The sequence below is a fragment of the Candidatus Desulfatibia sp. genome (assembly GCF_036446775.1).
GTDB lineage: Bacteria > Desulfobacterota > Desulfobacteria > Desulfobacterales > UBA11574 > Desulfatibia_A.
Genome location: NZ_JAZFTO010000087.1, coordinates 26845 through 41955 on the forward strand (window position 1 = coordinate 26845; position 15111 = coordinate 41955).

General features: G+C 44.8%; 14 protein-coding genes. 8 read left to right on the plus strand and 6 right to left on the minus strand.

Going from position 1 to position 15111, the window contains the following annotated elements:
- Positions 1-170: 170 nt before the first annotated feature.
- The 7 genes from miaB to V3S16_RS03970 all read left to right on the plus strand — a co-directional run bounded on the left by miaB (position 171) and on the right by V3S16_RS03970 (position 7011).
- Positions 171-1592: a tRNA (N6-isopentenyl adenosine(37)-C2)-methylthiotransferase MiaB gene (gene miaB / locus V3S16_RS03940; protein ID WP_413883375.1), complete on the plus strand. Its 1422-nt coding sequence runs from the start codon at positions 171-173 to the stop codon at positions 1590-1592.
- Entirely contained in the window at positions 1582-2079 is a 498-nt protein-coding gene (locus V3S16_RS03945) for a bifunctional nuclease family protein (protein WP_413883376.1), read from the plus strand. Before miaB ends, V3S16_RS03945 begins: the two co-directional genes overlap by 11 nt.
- Positions 2080-2358: 279 nt before the next feature.
- Positions 2359-3150 carry a methyltransferase domain-containing protein gene (locus V3S16_RS03950; RefSeq protein WP_413883377.1) on the plus strand — a complete coding sequence of 264 codons (792 nt, stop codon included), beginning with the start codon at positions 2359-2361 and terminating at the stop codon, positions 3148-3150.
- A gap of 77 nt (positions 3151-3227) precedes the next feature.
- Entirely contained in the window at positions 3228-4436 is a 1209-nt protein-coding gene (locus V3S16_RS03955) for a pyridoxal phosphate-dependent aminotransferase (RefSeq protein ID WP_413883378.1), read from the plus strand.
- The gene (locus V3S16_RS03960; protein WP_413883379.1) at positions 4429-5088 is read left to right on the plus strand and encodes a methyltransferase domain-containing protein; all 660 of its coding nucleotides are present in this window, start codon (positions 4429-4431) and stop codon (positions 5086-5088) included. The genes V3S16_RS03955 and V3S16_RS03960 overlap by 8 nt, the downstream gene beginning before the upstream one ends.
- 244 nt (positions 5089-5332) lie before the next feature.
- Complete coding sequence (locus tag V3S16_RS03965) at positions 5333-5848, plus strand: MarR family winged helix-turn-helix transcriptional regulator (RefSeq protein ID WP_413883380.1); 516 nt, start codon at positions 5333-5335, stop codon at positions 5846-5848.
- A 158-nt stretch (positions 5849-6006) separates the two neighbouring features.
- On the plus strand, positions 6007-7011 hold the full coding sequence (locus V3S16_RS03970) for an HAD family hydrolase (RefSeq protein WP_413883381.1): 1005 nt from the start codon (positions 6007-6009) through the stop codon (positions 7009-7011).
- Positions 7012-7019: 8 nt separating this feature from the next.
- Here the strand turns inward: V3S16_RS03970 and V3S16_RS03975 are convergent, their stop codons facing one another.
- Together V3S16_RS03975 and V3S16_RS03980 are read right to left on the minus strand one after the other, a co-directional pair.
- Positions 7020-8219: an aminopeptidase gene (locus V3S16_RS03975; protein ID WP_413883382.1), complete on the minus strand. Its 1200-nt coding sequence runs from the start codon at positions 8217-8219 to the stop codon at positions 7020-7022.
- Positions 8220-8260: 41 nt separating this feature from the next.
- Positions 8261-8512, minus strand: coding sequence for a cytoplasmic protein (locus V3S16_RS03980; protein WP_413883383.1), 252 nt, complete (start codon positions 8510-8512; stop codon positions 8261-8263).
- Between the two features lie 221 nt (positions 8513-8733).
- On the opposite strand from V3S16_RS03980, the gene V3S16_RS03985 reads away from it, so the two are divergent.
- Positions 8734-9690, plus strand: a complete 957-nt coding sequence (locus V3S16_RS03985; RefSeq protein WP_413883384.1) for an alpha/beta fold hydrolase — start codon at positions 8734-8736, stop codon at positions 9688-9690.
- A 651-nt stretch (positions 9691-10341) separates the two neighbouring features.
- Here the strand turns inward: V3S16_RS03985 and V3S16_RS03990 are convergent.
- The 4 genes from V3S16_RS03990 to V3S16_RS04005 all read right to left on the minus strand — a co-directional run bounded on the left by V3S16_RS03990 (position 10342) and on the right by V3S16_RS04005 (position 14805).
- Positions 10342-10476 (minus strand): hypothetical protein, encoded by a 135-nt coding sequence (locus V3S16_RS03990; RefSeq protein WP_413883385.1) that lies wholly within the window; start codon positions 10474-10476, stop codon positions 10342-10344.
- Positions 10477-11065: 589 nt separating this feature from the next.
- Entirely contained in the window at positions 11066-13819 is a 2754-nt protein-coding gene (locus V3S16_RS03995) for a methyl-accepting chemotaxis protein (RefSeq protein WP_413883386.1), read from the minus strand.
- Positions 13820-13940: 121 nt separating this feature from the next.
- On the minus strand, positions 13941-14240 hold the full coding sequence (locus V3S16_RS04000) for a chemotaxis protein CheW (protein WP_413883387.1): 300 nt from the start codon (positions 14238-14240) through the stop codon (positions 13941-13943).
- Between the two features lie 334 nt (positions 14241-14574).
- A complete protein-coding gene (locus V3S16_RS04005) occupies positions 14575-14805 on the minus strand; it encodes a KH domain-containing protein (protein WP_413883388.1) in 231 nt (76 codons plus the stop codon).
- Positions 14806-15111: the final 306 nt, after the last annotated feature.

Here is a 15111-nt window from a genome sequence, read left to right on the forward strand (position 1 = left end):
GGAGCTACGGGGCAGGCTGGGCCGGCAAAGACATAAATGTAAGTGATCAGTTATCAGTTTTCCTTACTGATCACTACTCACTGATGACTGCTCACCCTTGATTATTTTAGTGCCTTTGTGGCTGAAATATTATGCGGCAGGGAAGCAGGGGGGGCTGGATTTAGAGGGTAATGGATACAAAATATCTATATATCAACACCATTGGATGTCAGATGAATCATTATGACTCCGATCAGATTGCAGCGGTTTTAAGGCCCCTTGAGTACCAGATGACCCCGTTGATGGAGATGGCGGATCTGATTATTGTCAATACCTGTGCAATTCGGGAAAAGGCTGAACAAAAAGTCTTCAGCTTTTTGGGGCGTCTGGCCGATATTAAAAGATCAAAGCCTGATCTTTTAATCGGCGTTGGAGGATGTGTGGCCCAGCAGGAAGGCGCCGGGATCATGGAGCGCATGGGACATGTGGATCTGGTTTTCGGGACAAGTGCCATCAGCCGGTTGCCGCGCTTAATAGAGCAGATCGAATCAGAAAGATGCCAGGTTATTGATGTTGACATGTCGGAAGGCATTGACGAATTTGATTTTGTCGGCAATGAATCTGACAATGGAGAGGTTACGCGTTTTGTGACCATCATGCAGGGGTGTGACAATTTTTGTTCATACTGCGTGGTCCCGTATGTGCGAGGCCGGGAAACCAGCCGGGAATCCGGGAAGATAATTAATGAAATCCGTACCCTGGTTAAAGCAGGTGTGCGTGAGGTTACCCTCCTGGGCCAAAATGTAAACAGCTACGGAAAAAAGGAAGGTCTTTTAACATTTTCACGGCTGCTGGAACTTGTGAACGAAGTTGACGGGCTTTTGAGAATTAAATTTACGACTTCGCACCCCAAAGACCTTTCAAAAGATCTTATGTTTGCGTTTAAAGATCTTGAAAAGCTGTGCAAGCATATTCATTTGCCCGTACAATCAGGATCAAACAGGGTCCTGGAAATGATGAATCGGAAATATACGCGCGAGTTGTACCTTGAAAAAGTAAAAAAACTGCGTACTATATGTCCTGAGATCGCTATTACATCCGATATTATCGTGGGATTTCCAGGAGAGACAAAACATGATTTTGAACAGACCCTGGAGTTGATCAAAGAAGTAAGATTTGACGGTCTGTTTGCGTTTAAGTATTCTGATCGTCCCAATGTAACGGCAACTCGTTTGCCGGAAAAGATTTCCGAACAGGAAAAGAGAGAAAGATTGAAAGAGGTTCTGGATCTGCAGGATTATTATACGACCCAAGCAAATGAGGCGCTGGTCGGATCTGAGGAAAAAATTCTTGTGGAGGGCTACAGCAAGAAACAAAAAGTAGTTGATTTACACGGCGGACGGCAGAATTTTCAATGGACCGGCCGGACATCTACAAATAAAATCGTCAATTTTGTTCAGGGTGACGGCGGTATCTCCGGCGATGAGATTATGGCCGGCAGATTGGTTAGCATCAGAATTATGAAAGCGTTTTCCCATTCACTCTGGGGCGAACCGGTCAAGGCGACAAATATACCCCTTGGATTGAGAGGAGAAAAAACCCATGTTGCATGAAGTAACCGTAGCGGGCATGACCATGGATCCGGCATCAAATACACCGATTATCATATTAAAGTTGGTGAAAGGCGACCAGGCCATCCCTATATGGATCGGACTGCTCGAAGCCACGTCCATAGCTTCGGCACTCAGAAACATCAAGTTTGATCGGCCCATGACTCATGATCTTTTTAAAAATTTCATTGAGACTATGAATCTAGATGTCTCCAAGATTGAAGTGTGTGATTTAAAGAATAATACTTTTTACGCCAAAATATATTTTACTTCCGAAGAGACAAATTTCCATATGGACGCCCGTCCCAGCGATGCGATTGCGATTGCAATCCGATTTAGCGCTCCAATTTATGTGGATGACAAAATCATCGAACAATCTCAGATGGTTGACACCGATTATGAGATGACAGATGACACTGAAGAAGGAAAAAAGTGGGCCGAATATCTTGAAAAACTTACACCTGACGATTTCGGAAAATACAAAGTTTAATTTTAGTCTTCGTATAAGGCCCGGTATCTAGTCGAACTCCCTTTTGCTTACGCCCCTTTCAAGGCCGCATTCAGAATTTTTTTCTTTGGCAAAACCTACCTGCCTTTCTAACCCCCAATGTTAGAATTTTCGCTAAATTCCAAGGCGATACGACATGTTCAGAAAAAGAGAGATACTATTTAAACATTAATAATATAGAAATATACTATTTAGATATTTACTTTTAAGATATTAAAGTATATGAATGCCGGATAAACATAAAACAAAGGGATTGAGATAATGGTTACTGAAGATAAATGGGACAACCAGGGGCAGTATACCGAGAAGCGCATCATGCTTTACGAGCAGATATTTGGCAAGGGGTATATCAGTGCCGGCGGACACAGGATGACGGAGCAGATGTGTCTACCATTGCAAAATCTCAAAAAAGATGCCCGCGTTCTGGATATCGGAAGCGGCATTGGCGGCCCCGTATTTTTTTTGGAGTCTCAATACGATTGCAGCCTTACCGGCGTTGATCTTTGTGGTGATATTTTCACCATGGCAACGGAAAGAGCAGCCGCAAGGGGAAGCAAGGTGAATTTCATGTGCGGGGACATCCTGAACATGGATTTTGCCTCCAAGTCTTTGGATGTCATCATGAGCCGCGATACGCTCCTTCATTTCCCGGAGGCTAAAAAACGCGAGCTTTTTGCGAAATGCATCCAATGGCTCGACGACAACGGCGAGATAATCATCGGAGATTATTGTCGGCGTCCCAGAAGCGAGGAAATTTGCGAGTCTTTTAAAGAGTACATACTCGATCGCGGATATGATCTGCACGAGCCTTTGGCATACGGAAAACTGCTGGAGGATGCAGGTTTCAAGCAGGTGGAAGCAAAGGACGTTTCCATCGATTTTCTCGAGATGCTTGAGACTGAACTGGAGCGATTTCGAAACAATAGCCATCAGCTGTCAGAGAACTTTACAAAGGATGACTATGAAAGCATCGAAAAGAGTTGGCTTACAAAAATTGAGTGGGTTCGCAACGGTGACATGAGGAAAGGTATTATGTTTGGCAGACAGGGATAGCCGAGTGTTTTAGTTATTGATTTTTTCGTATAATTTTGAGTAATTAACTGCGTATCAATCTAGCGATGGTGTCAAGGATGATAATTTTAACAAATGAAGAAAAAGCTATTGTCAACGCTATAAAACAGCTAAGCGATGAAGCAGGTTCACATTCTCCAAGCATATTTACAATTGCTGAAGAGTTGCCCCAACTGGAGATAAAAGTAGATGCGTGTTTTTTATCCAATCCATATGCTACGGATTTGGTTTTGGATAACTTTACAAAGGAGTTAATCCATACCGACAAGTTCAGGAAAGTAATAGAGTTTTATCCCTCCCAAAATCAGGTGATAGCTAACGTTTTATCAAACCATTTGAATGTGCCGGCAAAAAATATTTTTATCGGAAATGGGGCGACTGAAATTATTCAAGCGGTTCTTCAAAACTTCACAACGCGGAAAATAATTGTCAACATCCCTACATTCTCACCATATTATGAGTTTGTGAAAAGCGGCGTAGAAGTTGTTTTTGAAGAACTCAATCAAGATGACAATTTGAGGATAAATATTGAAAAGTATATTCAGCTTGTCGAAAAAGAAAAGCCGGATACGATTGTATTGATCAATCCTAACAACCCCAGTGGGGGATATATTAACCTGGCAGATATTAAATACCTTTTAAATCAATTGTGGTGGGTTGAAAATATCATCATTGACGAGAGCTTTATTCATTTTGCCCATGAAGATGAGACGTATGCAATAAAAAGTGCAACAATGATGACCAAAGAATTTAAAAATCTAATAATTGTCAAAAGCATGACCAAAGATTTCGGGATAGCTGGTATTCGTGCCGGATATGCGGTTATGGATAAAGAAAAAGTCAATTATTTGCTCCGATATGGTCATCTTTGGAATGTGTCTGGATTAGCTGAATATTTTTTCAGGCTTTATGTGCAGGATGAATTTCAAAAAAAATATGAAAAAGTACGTATTCGTTATATTCAGGAAGCTAAACATTTATTTTCTGAAATAGCAGCTATAGCGGGTCTTAAAGTCTATCCAAGCATGGCAAATTTCATCTTAGTTGAGTTGACGAACGGTGCGACGTCCTCTGATTTCGTTTCAAAATTATTAATTAAATATGGTGTCTACATCCGAGACTGCTCTGACAAGATAGGGCTTGACGGAGAATTTGTTCGGATTGCTTCAAGAACGCAAGCCGAAAATGAGATAATTGTGTCCTCGGTAAAAGATGTTCTTCTAAATGAGAACATCCGTGAGAACTTGCGAATGCTCGCCGTTGCCTAAATATGAGATGGAATTTAGTATTATGTGCGGTAATGATAATGAACGACTAAATTTCTGGAAACAAAAAAACGATGATGCGACCGGTATGATGTGCAATCCTGATGCCCTGGAGTTGGATGTTTCTGAAAGAAGTGAAATTATCAGCTATTTACCTGATCTAAAAGGAAAGCAAGTATTAGAACCGGCCGCCGGCATAGGTCGGTTTACTACATATTTTGCTTCGGTGGCCGAACATGTCACCGCTATAGATTTCGTAGATAAGTTTATAGAAAAAAACAAAAAAGAGTGTTCAAATTGTTTTAATACTACTCATCTGGTTACAAATGTGATGGACTTAAATATCGAAAATGAACGTTTTGATTTTGTTTTTGTTAACTGGCTGTTTATGTACCTAAAGGATGATGAAATTCGCATACTGGGCGATCGGATATATCAATGGCTTAAACCGGAAGGATTATTTTTTTTCAGAGAGAGTTGTGTCAGTGCTTCAAACCCGAATAGGGCTCATCCCCATACTCATTATAGAGACCCCAAGTTTTATGCGGATCTATTAATGACAAAATTTATCCTTTTATCTCAAGGGAATGTTGCGATCTATGAACAGAAATATGGCAATCCCAACCAACTCTGGTGGCTATACCAAAAAATCTGAAATAAACCCCACCATTTTAGATAAATTATGCACCCTACGCCCTGTCCTAAATGACCCCATTTGTCCCGCCTGTCAAAGCATTGTTCCGTTTCCGGCGGCATCCTTTGCTTTTTTCATTAAGACATAGTGAAAAAGCTGGCCCACAACTTTATTAGGCCCTGTTAAAAATCCGTTAGGCAACTAATCATTGACAATTGTTCCTTGAATATATATCGATGGCAAAAGACGCGTTGTGGAGTAAGGGATGTATACTGAAAATGAATTGCTAATTAAGGAAATCGTAGGCGCGATTCGCAAGTTTGTTCGGGCTGTATCACTCGACGCTTATACGATGAGCAAACAATACAACCTGACAGGACCGCAAAGCACGATATTAAGGACCCTGGTCAAAGACGGCCCCCTTCCATCGGCATCTTTGAGCCGCAGGCTATACGTTACACCCGCCAACATAACAGGTATCGTGGATCGCCTGGAAAAAAGGGGACTGGTGCAACGGGTCGGTAAAGAGGGAGATCGCCGGGTTGTGTTGGTTGCGCTGACGGAAAGCGGTGAGGAACTGAGCAAAACATTACCTGACCCGCTCGAAAAGAGATTAATCTACGAACTTGCCGACCTGGAAACGGAGCATGTTCGCATACTCGCATTGGTGATGAACCAAATTTTCAACCTGATAGACGCCAAGGGTGTCGACAATGCATTTCTGGAGTTACATCAGAGCGCAAAACCCGAACACAACAACCTGGATCACCATGAATCGTAAATCTGTCCGCTAACCGCCCGCTTATTAAAAATATTTGTCCTAACCCAGTCAAGCCGGAGCCAAAAAATATTTGCCACACCTGCCCGCCATCCAGTAGGCGGGGTGGCAATGAAAAAAGTTTGCCACAAAATCCATTTCTAAGTACCGAATTAAGGGAAATGAAACCTCGAGGATTAATCGTTTTTGATATGGATGGGGTTATTGTTGATGTCTCAGGGTCATACCGTGAGACTGTAAGACAAACCGCCAGATTATTTTTCAAGGGGGCCTGTTCAGGGGAGGATCTTCCAGACCCTTTATTTCCACTGGCAGATCTTGCCAGAGTTAAACAAAGCGGAGGACTCAATAATGATTGGGACTTGACCGTTTTGGTCGTTAATCTTTTATTCACTTTGGTAAAGGGCTTCACAAACCATAAAGACCCGAACCCCTGGTCCAGGTATGACAAAACGATCAGTAGTTGTGATGTTGCCGCCCTGGCTCAATTTATAAACTCCACCCAAAGACCGCTAACCATTCTGCTGGAAAGAAATGGAAAACGAAAGCACGAATTCATCACCGGCCTTTACACCGGCGATGTTGGGAGCGGAAATATTATAAAGCAGATTTTTCAGGAGATATATCTTGGAAAGGACCTGTTTGAATCCACCTATGGCATCCCGGCCAAAGTGTATTATGAAGAGGGCTATATCAACAGAGAAAAACTTCTTGTCGACACGCCCATCCTCGAAGGCCTCTCAAAACGCAATATTCTGGCCATTGCTACAGGACGGCCCAAAGCCGAGGCAGACTATCCGTTAGATTTTTTCGGTCTCAGAAAATTTTTCTCGTCTGTCATCACACTGGACGATTGCCTTGAAGAAGAGCATCGAATATTCGAGCAGAAAAATATAAACGTATCGCTCAGCAAACCGAATCCCTATATGCTGGATGCCGTTGCAGGGACCTTCAAATCTCAGGTTTCAGAATTCTATTACATCGGAGATATGCCTGATGATATGGTGGCGGCTTCGAGGTCTATGACGGAATTTGTTGGGATCGGCATTCTTATCTCATCCTCTGAAAAAGATGCGCTCAGACAAGACCTGCTGCGGGCCGGTGCTGATTACATTATTGAAGATTTTGAGGAATTAAGAGGGATAGTCAAATACAATAAAAGCTGAGGTCCGATTTAATAGGTAAATTTGCCGTTTTCGTAGATGGTGAGCTTTTTGCCGGATGCAAGGTGGGCGACCACCCTTTTCTTTTCGGTATTCACCAGATCCCAGTGGAGGGCCGAATCGTTAAAACCTAATTTTTTCTTTGCTTTTTTTGTTAATTTTTTGGGATCACCGTCATAGGCGTCTGAATAGGAAGAACCCAGAGCCACGTGGCAATTGCCATATTTGCCGCCGTAGTTTTCATCAAACAGCGTATTGGCCATAAAAGTATTGATTTTTGAAAATCTTTTGTCAGTCAGAGAGAATTCACCCAGCTTGTCGGCCCCTTTATCCATTGAAAGCTGTTTTTTGACAAAATCTTCTCCCTTTTGAGCCCGGGCTTTGACCACCGCACCTTTTTGAAATTCGAGCCGCACGCCTTCTACATAATTACCGCTGCGGAATGAAGGCTGGTTGGCAAAGTACTTCCCCTTTGTTCCTCTCCAGTCCGGTACGGTAAATATTTCAAAGCTCGGCATATTATGTCCGGAGATGCCAATCCATTTTCGTTTTTCGCCGGGAGTGATTTCAAGGTCGATATTTGCAGATTCGATGTGGTAATAGTTTACTTGCATGCTGTTGAGCCATTTCTTGATGGATTGCACTTTTTTATAAATAGACTTCCAGTGGGATACCGGCGACGTTCTGTTCAGAAAGCAGGCCTTGATGACCTGGCCGGTGTAGTTCTTTAATGAGAGCCCGGCGTGACGGGCCAGGGCTTTGGTAGGGAAGATACACAGGGTCCAGCCGAAAGCGCCTTCATCATCGCGTTTGTCGAGAATATCGCGCAAATATTTCCTGGCCACGGCAACTTTCCCGATCTTTTTGGGAGCTATATCGCTTAGGTGAGTCAACGATTGCGGGGCATGCAGAAAAATTCCGCCGTTAAGACTCTTAGAAAGGAATTCATCACCCGGGGGCGTGAAAACGAGTTGTTTGCTGTTTGACAGCTTATAAAAATCGAGTTCCATTGTGGTGGTATGATTCAGGCGCGGCACAGGGTTCAACCCCATAGCCAAAAGTTTGGCATAAAGGATTTCAGCAAGCCGTATTGCCGGCCTGTCAAACCGGACTAAAACAATATCACCTTTTTTGAATCGTCCGGTTCGGGCGGTCTTCAGCCCCCACCAAAGAACGTCCGCATATCTTTCCAATTGCCTGGCAGTAAACATAATTCCTTCCTCATTTTAAAAATCGGCTTTTTGCGAATTCATCATAGGTTATCTTTAAGAAAAAGAGTGTGATATTCTCTGTTTGTCAAATGATTTTTAAGAAGACGGGTCAGCATGCTGAATATTTCCTCAAGTTCATCTGCGCTAAGTTTTTTGATTATTGTTCTCATCAGCTCGTCATCGGAAAACTTTTGCAGGTAATAGATAACCGTATTTTCATCAGTTTCCCGGTCAAGACCGAATCCTATGAGACCATCATAGGTCTCGACATGATTGTGAGAGTGCTTGGCCATTTTTTCTCCAGAAAAAAGTTGACATTATTTGTTGTTCATTTATTCTTTTGTCCGAATGTCGCTAAAGTATGGTAGTTAACTACTGAAAGCATAAAGGAAAAGCACAAAGTCGTCAATGTGCACTTTCAACCCGAATATTCATGGACATGAAAAAAAGTTACAAGCATACTATCAACAGAATTCGGGTAGGGCGGATTATAATATTTACAGGGATTTTACTGATGATGCAACAGCATTCGGCAGCCCGGGAAAGCATGTTATCACCGTTTGGCATGATGACCACAAGTGATAACTATTCATTACGTTACGGTATCTGGCGCAGTGATAAAACTGCAAGTCGGGGCACAGTGATCCTGTTGAGCGGCAGAACGGAATTTATGGAAAAATACGCTGAGATCATCGGCGAACTGCAGCAGAGAGGCTTTGATGTTTATAGTTTTGACTGGCGCGGCCAGGGGCTTTCATCGCGGATGCTGTTGAACCGGCATAAAGGATTTGTCAAAACCTACGATGACTATATCAGCGATTTGGCCGTATTTGTTGATAAAATCGTTAAGCCGCAAGCCGTATCTCCTTTGATCATCCTGGCACATTCCATGGGCGGCCATATTGCTCTGCGTTATCTTCATGAACATCACGGGGCCATCGAACGCGCGATTTTGGTATCGCCCATGATCGATATTTTAACGCCCCCCTTTCCCCGATGGTTTGCCAGGGGCATTACTCGCCTTGCCGGCCAGGCCGGCTGGGAACAGGCTTATGCCATCGGTTCCGGCGATTATTCTCCTGAAGATGAAAAATTTGAAGGCAACCTTCTGACTTCGGATCCTGTGCGGTTTATGGATGAAAAAAGAGCCATTAAAGAAAATCCGGGTCTTGCGCTTGGCGGTGTAACTTATGGGTGGCTGTCAGCGACGTTTGAGTCGATAGCTATTTTGGTCGCACCCGGGTTTGGCAAAGAGATCACCATCCCGATTCTGATGGTAAGCGCCGGATCGGACAAAATTGTTTCCCTGGACGCTCAACAATCGATTTGCGCCCGGCTGCAACAATGCCGGTCGAAGGTTATTTCAGAAGCACGCCACGAAATCCTCAAAGAGACAGATGCTGTCCGGTCGGTCTTCTGGGATGAATTCGACGGGTTTACCACCGCTCCAGCTATACCTGACCTGCAATAGCGAGCGCATATTTACCATGCGGCGGAAGTATTTCTTGGAATACCCGGGAGCCAAGGTCGTAATGCTTTCGTCATTAAACTTAAGCCGTATTTGCCCCTTTTCCTGGGTAACGATAGTATCACCATCAAAGAGCGGAAGACCTTTTTTAGCCTGATAGGTATGTTTCAAATCCCTTTTCAGGATCATTGCATTTCCTCGAACCAAAAGGACCTTTCCCACTGGTTTCGTTTCCTCCGGGCGAAATATATTAAATTGCGTTTTAGATATAATTTTTTCTGGCGCCTTTTGCGTTTTGAAAAAAATAGCCCGCTTCCGAAAAGAAAAAGCGGGCTTCAATTTTATTTTTCCATTCGCCAGGTTTAAAACCTTCGCCTTTTAGGCGAAAAGCTTTAGCATCATAATGATTTGCGGTTAAGGTTCAAGGTTGAAAGGTTCAGAGGTTCAGCCTGCGACGAGCTCAGCCGAGTCGGGTTCAAAGGTTTAAGGGTTAACGCAGAATCCGAACCCAGAGCGCAGAACCTGGAACTCAGAACCTAGAACGAATAACCCAGAACGGTGAACCTAATTCGTCCAAGTACCTTTAGACTGACTTTCAGTCAGAACAGAAATCTACCTGCTTTAGCAGGTAGTGGTTTAATCGTCATTAGAATCTCAATCTTTCTTTTTCGGCTTGGGTATCAAAAATCTAAAGGCCACCGCTCCGACTAAAAGAACTATTTGAACCAGGCCCTGGAGGCCAACGGCTTCGATCGGTATCTGCTGAAATGATTGATAGAGTGCTTCCATGTGTCATCTCACTTTCCCAAAAGATTTATAAACAGCCCTTCTGAACAGACTGAACGTCGAACATCGAACGTCCAACGTTGAACATCGAATAATGATGTCGCTCCGCTCTGCAATTTAATTTCATTCGTTTTTTTTTATTCACCATTCGATGTTGGACGTTCGATGTTCGATGTTCATCTTTTAAGTAAACCTTCCACAGTCCATCCGGCACAAAAAATGAGGGGATGCAATCATTGTTAAATTAGGAGTGGTCCCCTCAGCCACATCTGTCCCAGAAAAGAGTACCAGATTAAGTATAAGTTTTTGCGGCGCGAAATGAACCTTGCCCGCCGGACTGCAAACGTCCATGAAAAACTCGCACCAACCATCAGCTGTGAAAAGCAAAAATGGAATAACTAAATAATTGCAAAATAAAGTGGCATGGTGATGACCTAAGAGGCCATCACCATGCCTTTCCTTTTACTAAAAGCGACGAAGTCGCCCGCCCGCTCTCCGAGGCGTAGGCCTCGCCTGCCTGTCCCGGACCGATACGGAGCGGGGAGCGAGAGTGATGGCGGGCAGGCGTTTTTTTGTCCGATAAACGATTTTGCTAAAAATCTTTAAAATCGTCATCACTCATCGGAATGACCTGCTCAGGACCTACTTCCCTGGCCTGGTGCACGGCCACTTCTTTAGTTTTTTTGGTTTTGACCTTTTTTACAATAGCTGCCAGGCCTCTCTTTGCAATGCCTTTTGAAGCCGCAGCCTTGGTCCGGGTAACTCTCTGAGCTGCACCGGCACTGCCGGCCACCAGCGCAACAAGTTCATCGACAAAACCCTTCATCTGTTCGGCCTGGGCGCTCATTTCCTCGGAAGCAGAGGCAGACTCCTCGGCATTGGCGGCATTCTGCTGGACCACCTTGTCCATTTCCACCACGGCCTTGTTGACCTGCTCGATCCCGTCGGCCTGCTCGTTGGATGCCGCCGCAATTTCACCGACCAGCTCACCCACCTTGGCAGAGCTTTCAGCAACTTGTGCGAAGGCCTCATTGGTGGTACTCACCAGCTCTCCGCCTTCATTGACTTTCTTGACCGTGCCTTCGATCAGATCGGCCGTATTTTTGGCTGCATCAGCCGCTCGCATGGCCAGGTTTCTGACTTCATCGGCCACCACCGCAAATCCGGCCCCGGCCTCACCGGCCCGCGCTGCTTCAACGGCAGCATTTAAGGCCAGCAGGTTGGTCTGGAAAGCTATCTCATCAATGGTCTTGATGATCTTGGAAGTCTCTTCGCTGGCCTTGGAAATCTCCTCCATGGATCCCGTCAGTTCGGTCATGGATTCGTTGGCCTTGGTAACAACCTGGTTGGCCTCTTTCATGAGGTTGTCGGCCTGGTTGGCGTTGTCGGCGTTCTGCTTGGTCATGGAGGCCATCTCTTCCAGTGAGGAAGAGGTCTCCTCGATGGATGCGGCCTGCTCGCCGGAGCCTTCGGCCAGCTCCTGGCTGGAGGAAGATACCTGCCCTGAAGCCGAAGCCACCTGGTCGGCGCCTTCGTTCAGTCCCTCGACAATGCGGTTGATGGGAGTGGTGATGGAATTGGTGATCAAAAGGGCGATGATAATGATAGCCGCTATACCCACAGCAGCCACTATCCCGATCATCCATTCCATCATTTTAACCGCCTCAAAGGCCTCGGCCTCATCAATCTCGGCGATCAGCGCCCAGGTGGTGTCCCCGATCTTCAAAGGCGCATAGGCTGAAAGCACCGGGTTGCCGTTGTAGTCTATGATGAGCTTCTGATCGGTCTTGCCGGAAAGGGCCTCACGGGCAGCTTCGGTATCCACGCTGCCCTTGCCCGGGTTGGCAAAAGAAGCCTTGACCGAATGGTTGGTGGGATCGAGAAAAGAATCGGAACGCATCAGCTTATCCGATCCTACCAGGTAGGTTTCACCGGTCTTGCCCATGCCGTCACGCTGCTGCATGATAGTGTTGATGGCATCCAAAGAAAGCTGCAAGGCCACCACGATTTCCACCTTGCCGTTATGCATCACCGGCTGGGCGATAAAAGCCGCCGGTTCATCGTTGCTGGGTGCATACGGTTCAAAATCAGCGATACCGTACTGTTTTGTACCTAGAACCTGCCGGGTAAGCTTGCCCAGGCCTGAAGATGCATACTTGCCGCTGACTATATTGGTCTGGTAGTCGGACTCCTTGGCGACGGTATAGAAAACATAGCCGTCGGGATTCACCAGGAACAGATCATAATAGCCGTACATCTGTGTGTACTTGGCATAAAACTCATTGCCGTTGTCGTCAACAGGTGAAAAGGCCTCGGCCACATCGATCTCTGCTAAGATAGCCCAGTGCAGACCCTTGATGTTAACGGGGGCGTAGGCCGACAGTACCGGATTGCCGTTGTAATCGATAATGACATCAGCACCTGATTTGCCTGACAGAGCATTGCGGGTGGCTTCGGTATCGGCGCTGCCTTTATCAGGATTGGCAAAAGAAGCCTTGACCGAATGGTTGACCGGATCAAGGAATGAATCAGAGCGCATCAGTTTGTCAGGTCCCACCAGGTAGGTCTCGCCGGTCTTGCCTAAGCCCGCCCGCTCATTCATAATGGCATTGACATCCTTCAAAGAAACCTGGAAGGCGGCGCTCCCCCAATACTTGCCCGAACCGTCAATAAGCGGTGTGGCAATGAAAGCAGCAGGCTCATTGGAAGGATCATACCAGGTAAAGTCCTCTACAGCAATCTGGTTTCGAGAGTTGGCAAAGACCCTGCCCAGCCCGGATTCTTTCAGGGGGCCTGTCTTAAGGTTGGCAGCCAGATCCGATTCCTTTGTCACTGTATAGACCACATTGCCGTCTGCATCTATCAGAAATACGTCATAGAAACCGAAGTTTTCCATGAAGATGGAAAAACCCTTTTCCCTAACGGTGCTTAGCTCCTGGTACTCCCTGCTCTCCAGGCCTTTTTGGAATGCAGCGGTAAAAAGTTTTATTCCTCCCGTGAAGCGAAGGTTTTGCTGAACATCCTTCAACAGGTTTAACCGCTGAGTGAAATAACTTTCAATCTGGGCCTTTTTGATCGTCAGCACAGCCTCAAGCTTGGCAAAGGCCTCGCGCCTGAGGGTTCCCACGGTCTCAATCAGAACACCCATATCGCCCTGGCGTTCGGCAAAGAAATTTTCAATCTGGGCCTTTTTGACCCCGCGCATGCCTTCAAGCTGACCATAGGCCAAGGTGGAAAGGGCGTTGCTGGATTTATACAGCGACATGCCCCCGACCACGGCAAATGGGAGTACACCCACGGCCAGAAAGAAAATTAGTAGTTTGGCTTTTAAGCTAATGTTTTTCATGGTAATTAATCTCCGTTTTTTAGATTTTTGTCATTTGTTACTGGATGCTGGAACTGGATACTGGATACTTGAAACTCGTAACCCGTACCCGCAACTCGTAACTCGCAACCTGTAACGCCCATTACGCTGCTTTTTCGAGAAGTTCTATTTCTTCTCCACTAAGTACCCGATCAATATCTAATAAAATCTTCACACCTCCTTCCATCTTGGCCATACCCAGAATATGCTCCGTGTTCAGCTTGGCGCCGAACGTGGGAGTATCCTCGACATCTTCGCCGCTGATATTTAATACTTCCGAAACCGCATCGACTACCATACCGATCTGTATGGTCCCGGCAGACCCTCCGATTTTCACCACGATGATGCCGGAGCGATTGAACTTAATTATTGTTATTACAAGAATATATATAGCAAAAAACATGCCAGATAGATTATCAATTTTGGAAGGCTAAATTATAAGCAGGAATAATAATATGATGGATGGATGCTAAGCTATTAAGCCTTGCTAACAATGACTGTTCGAAATTATCGGACAAAATCCGATAAAACAGGATTTTTTCCGAAATGATCGGACTTTCGTTAAATAAAAAGAATAGAAATGTTTAGGCTGGAATGAATTTTAAGCTGATTTTGAGGCTTGATAAAATGACTTCGTTCTATTCACATATAGTGTACAATCTTGATTTATTCATAAAATCTAAGAAGGCACGACCTATAGTTGCATTCGTGACTTTTTACGAGAGCAGCAATATTGACTAATCTATAATCTCTATGACAGCATGCTTTTTTGCCTTGCCGGAAGCAGCGTTTAAAATGGTCCGTATGGCGCGAGCAGTCCGGCCCTGCTTGCCGATTATCTTCCCAATGTCCTCTTTAGCCACCTTAAGTTCTAATACCAAGATCTGTTCACCCTCCACCTCCAAAACCTCTACCTGTTCCGGATGGTCAACCAATGCCTTTGCTATGCGTTTGATCAGATCTTTCAAGGCTATATCTCCTTTATCGGCAGCTGGGAATTAAGGAAGAAAATATGATGCAGGGTTTGCAATAAATCTTTTTGCCAAATTGCAGACATTTTCTATTTCCCGATTGCCCTTATAATTGAATAAACTGCCCATTTTTCAAAATATATGTTAAAAAAGATAATAATGCAAATCAGGTTTAGAAACATTTTAAATCAGCAAAGCACATTAATTTTTTTTACATGAGGTAGCAGCTTGTGAATCGGTTTAATAAGTATCTGGCTTTATGGATTATTATTCCAGTATTAGTAATTGTTCTCTATACTTTTT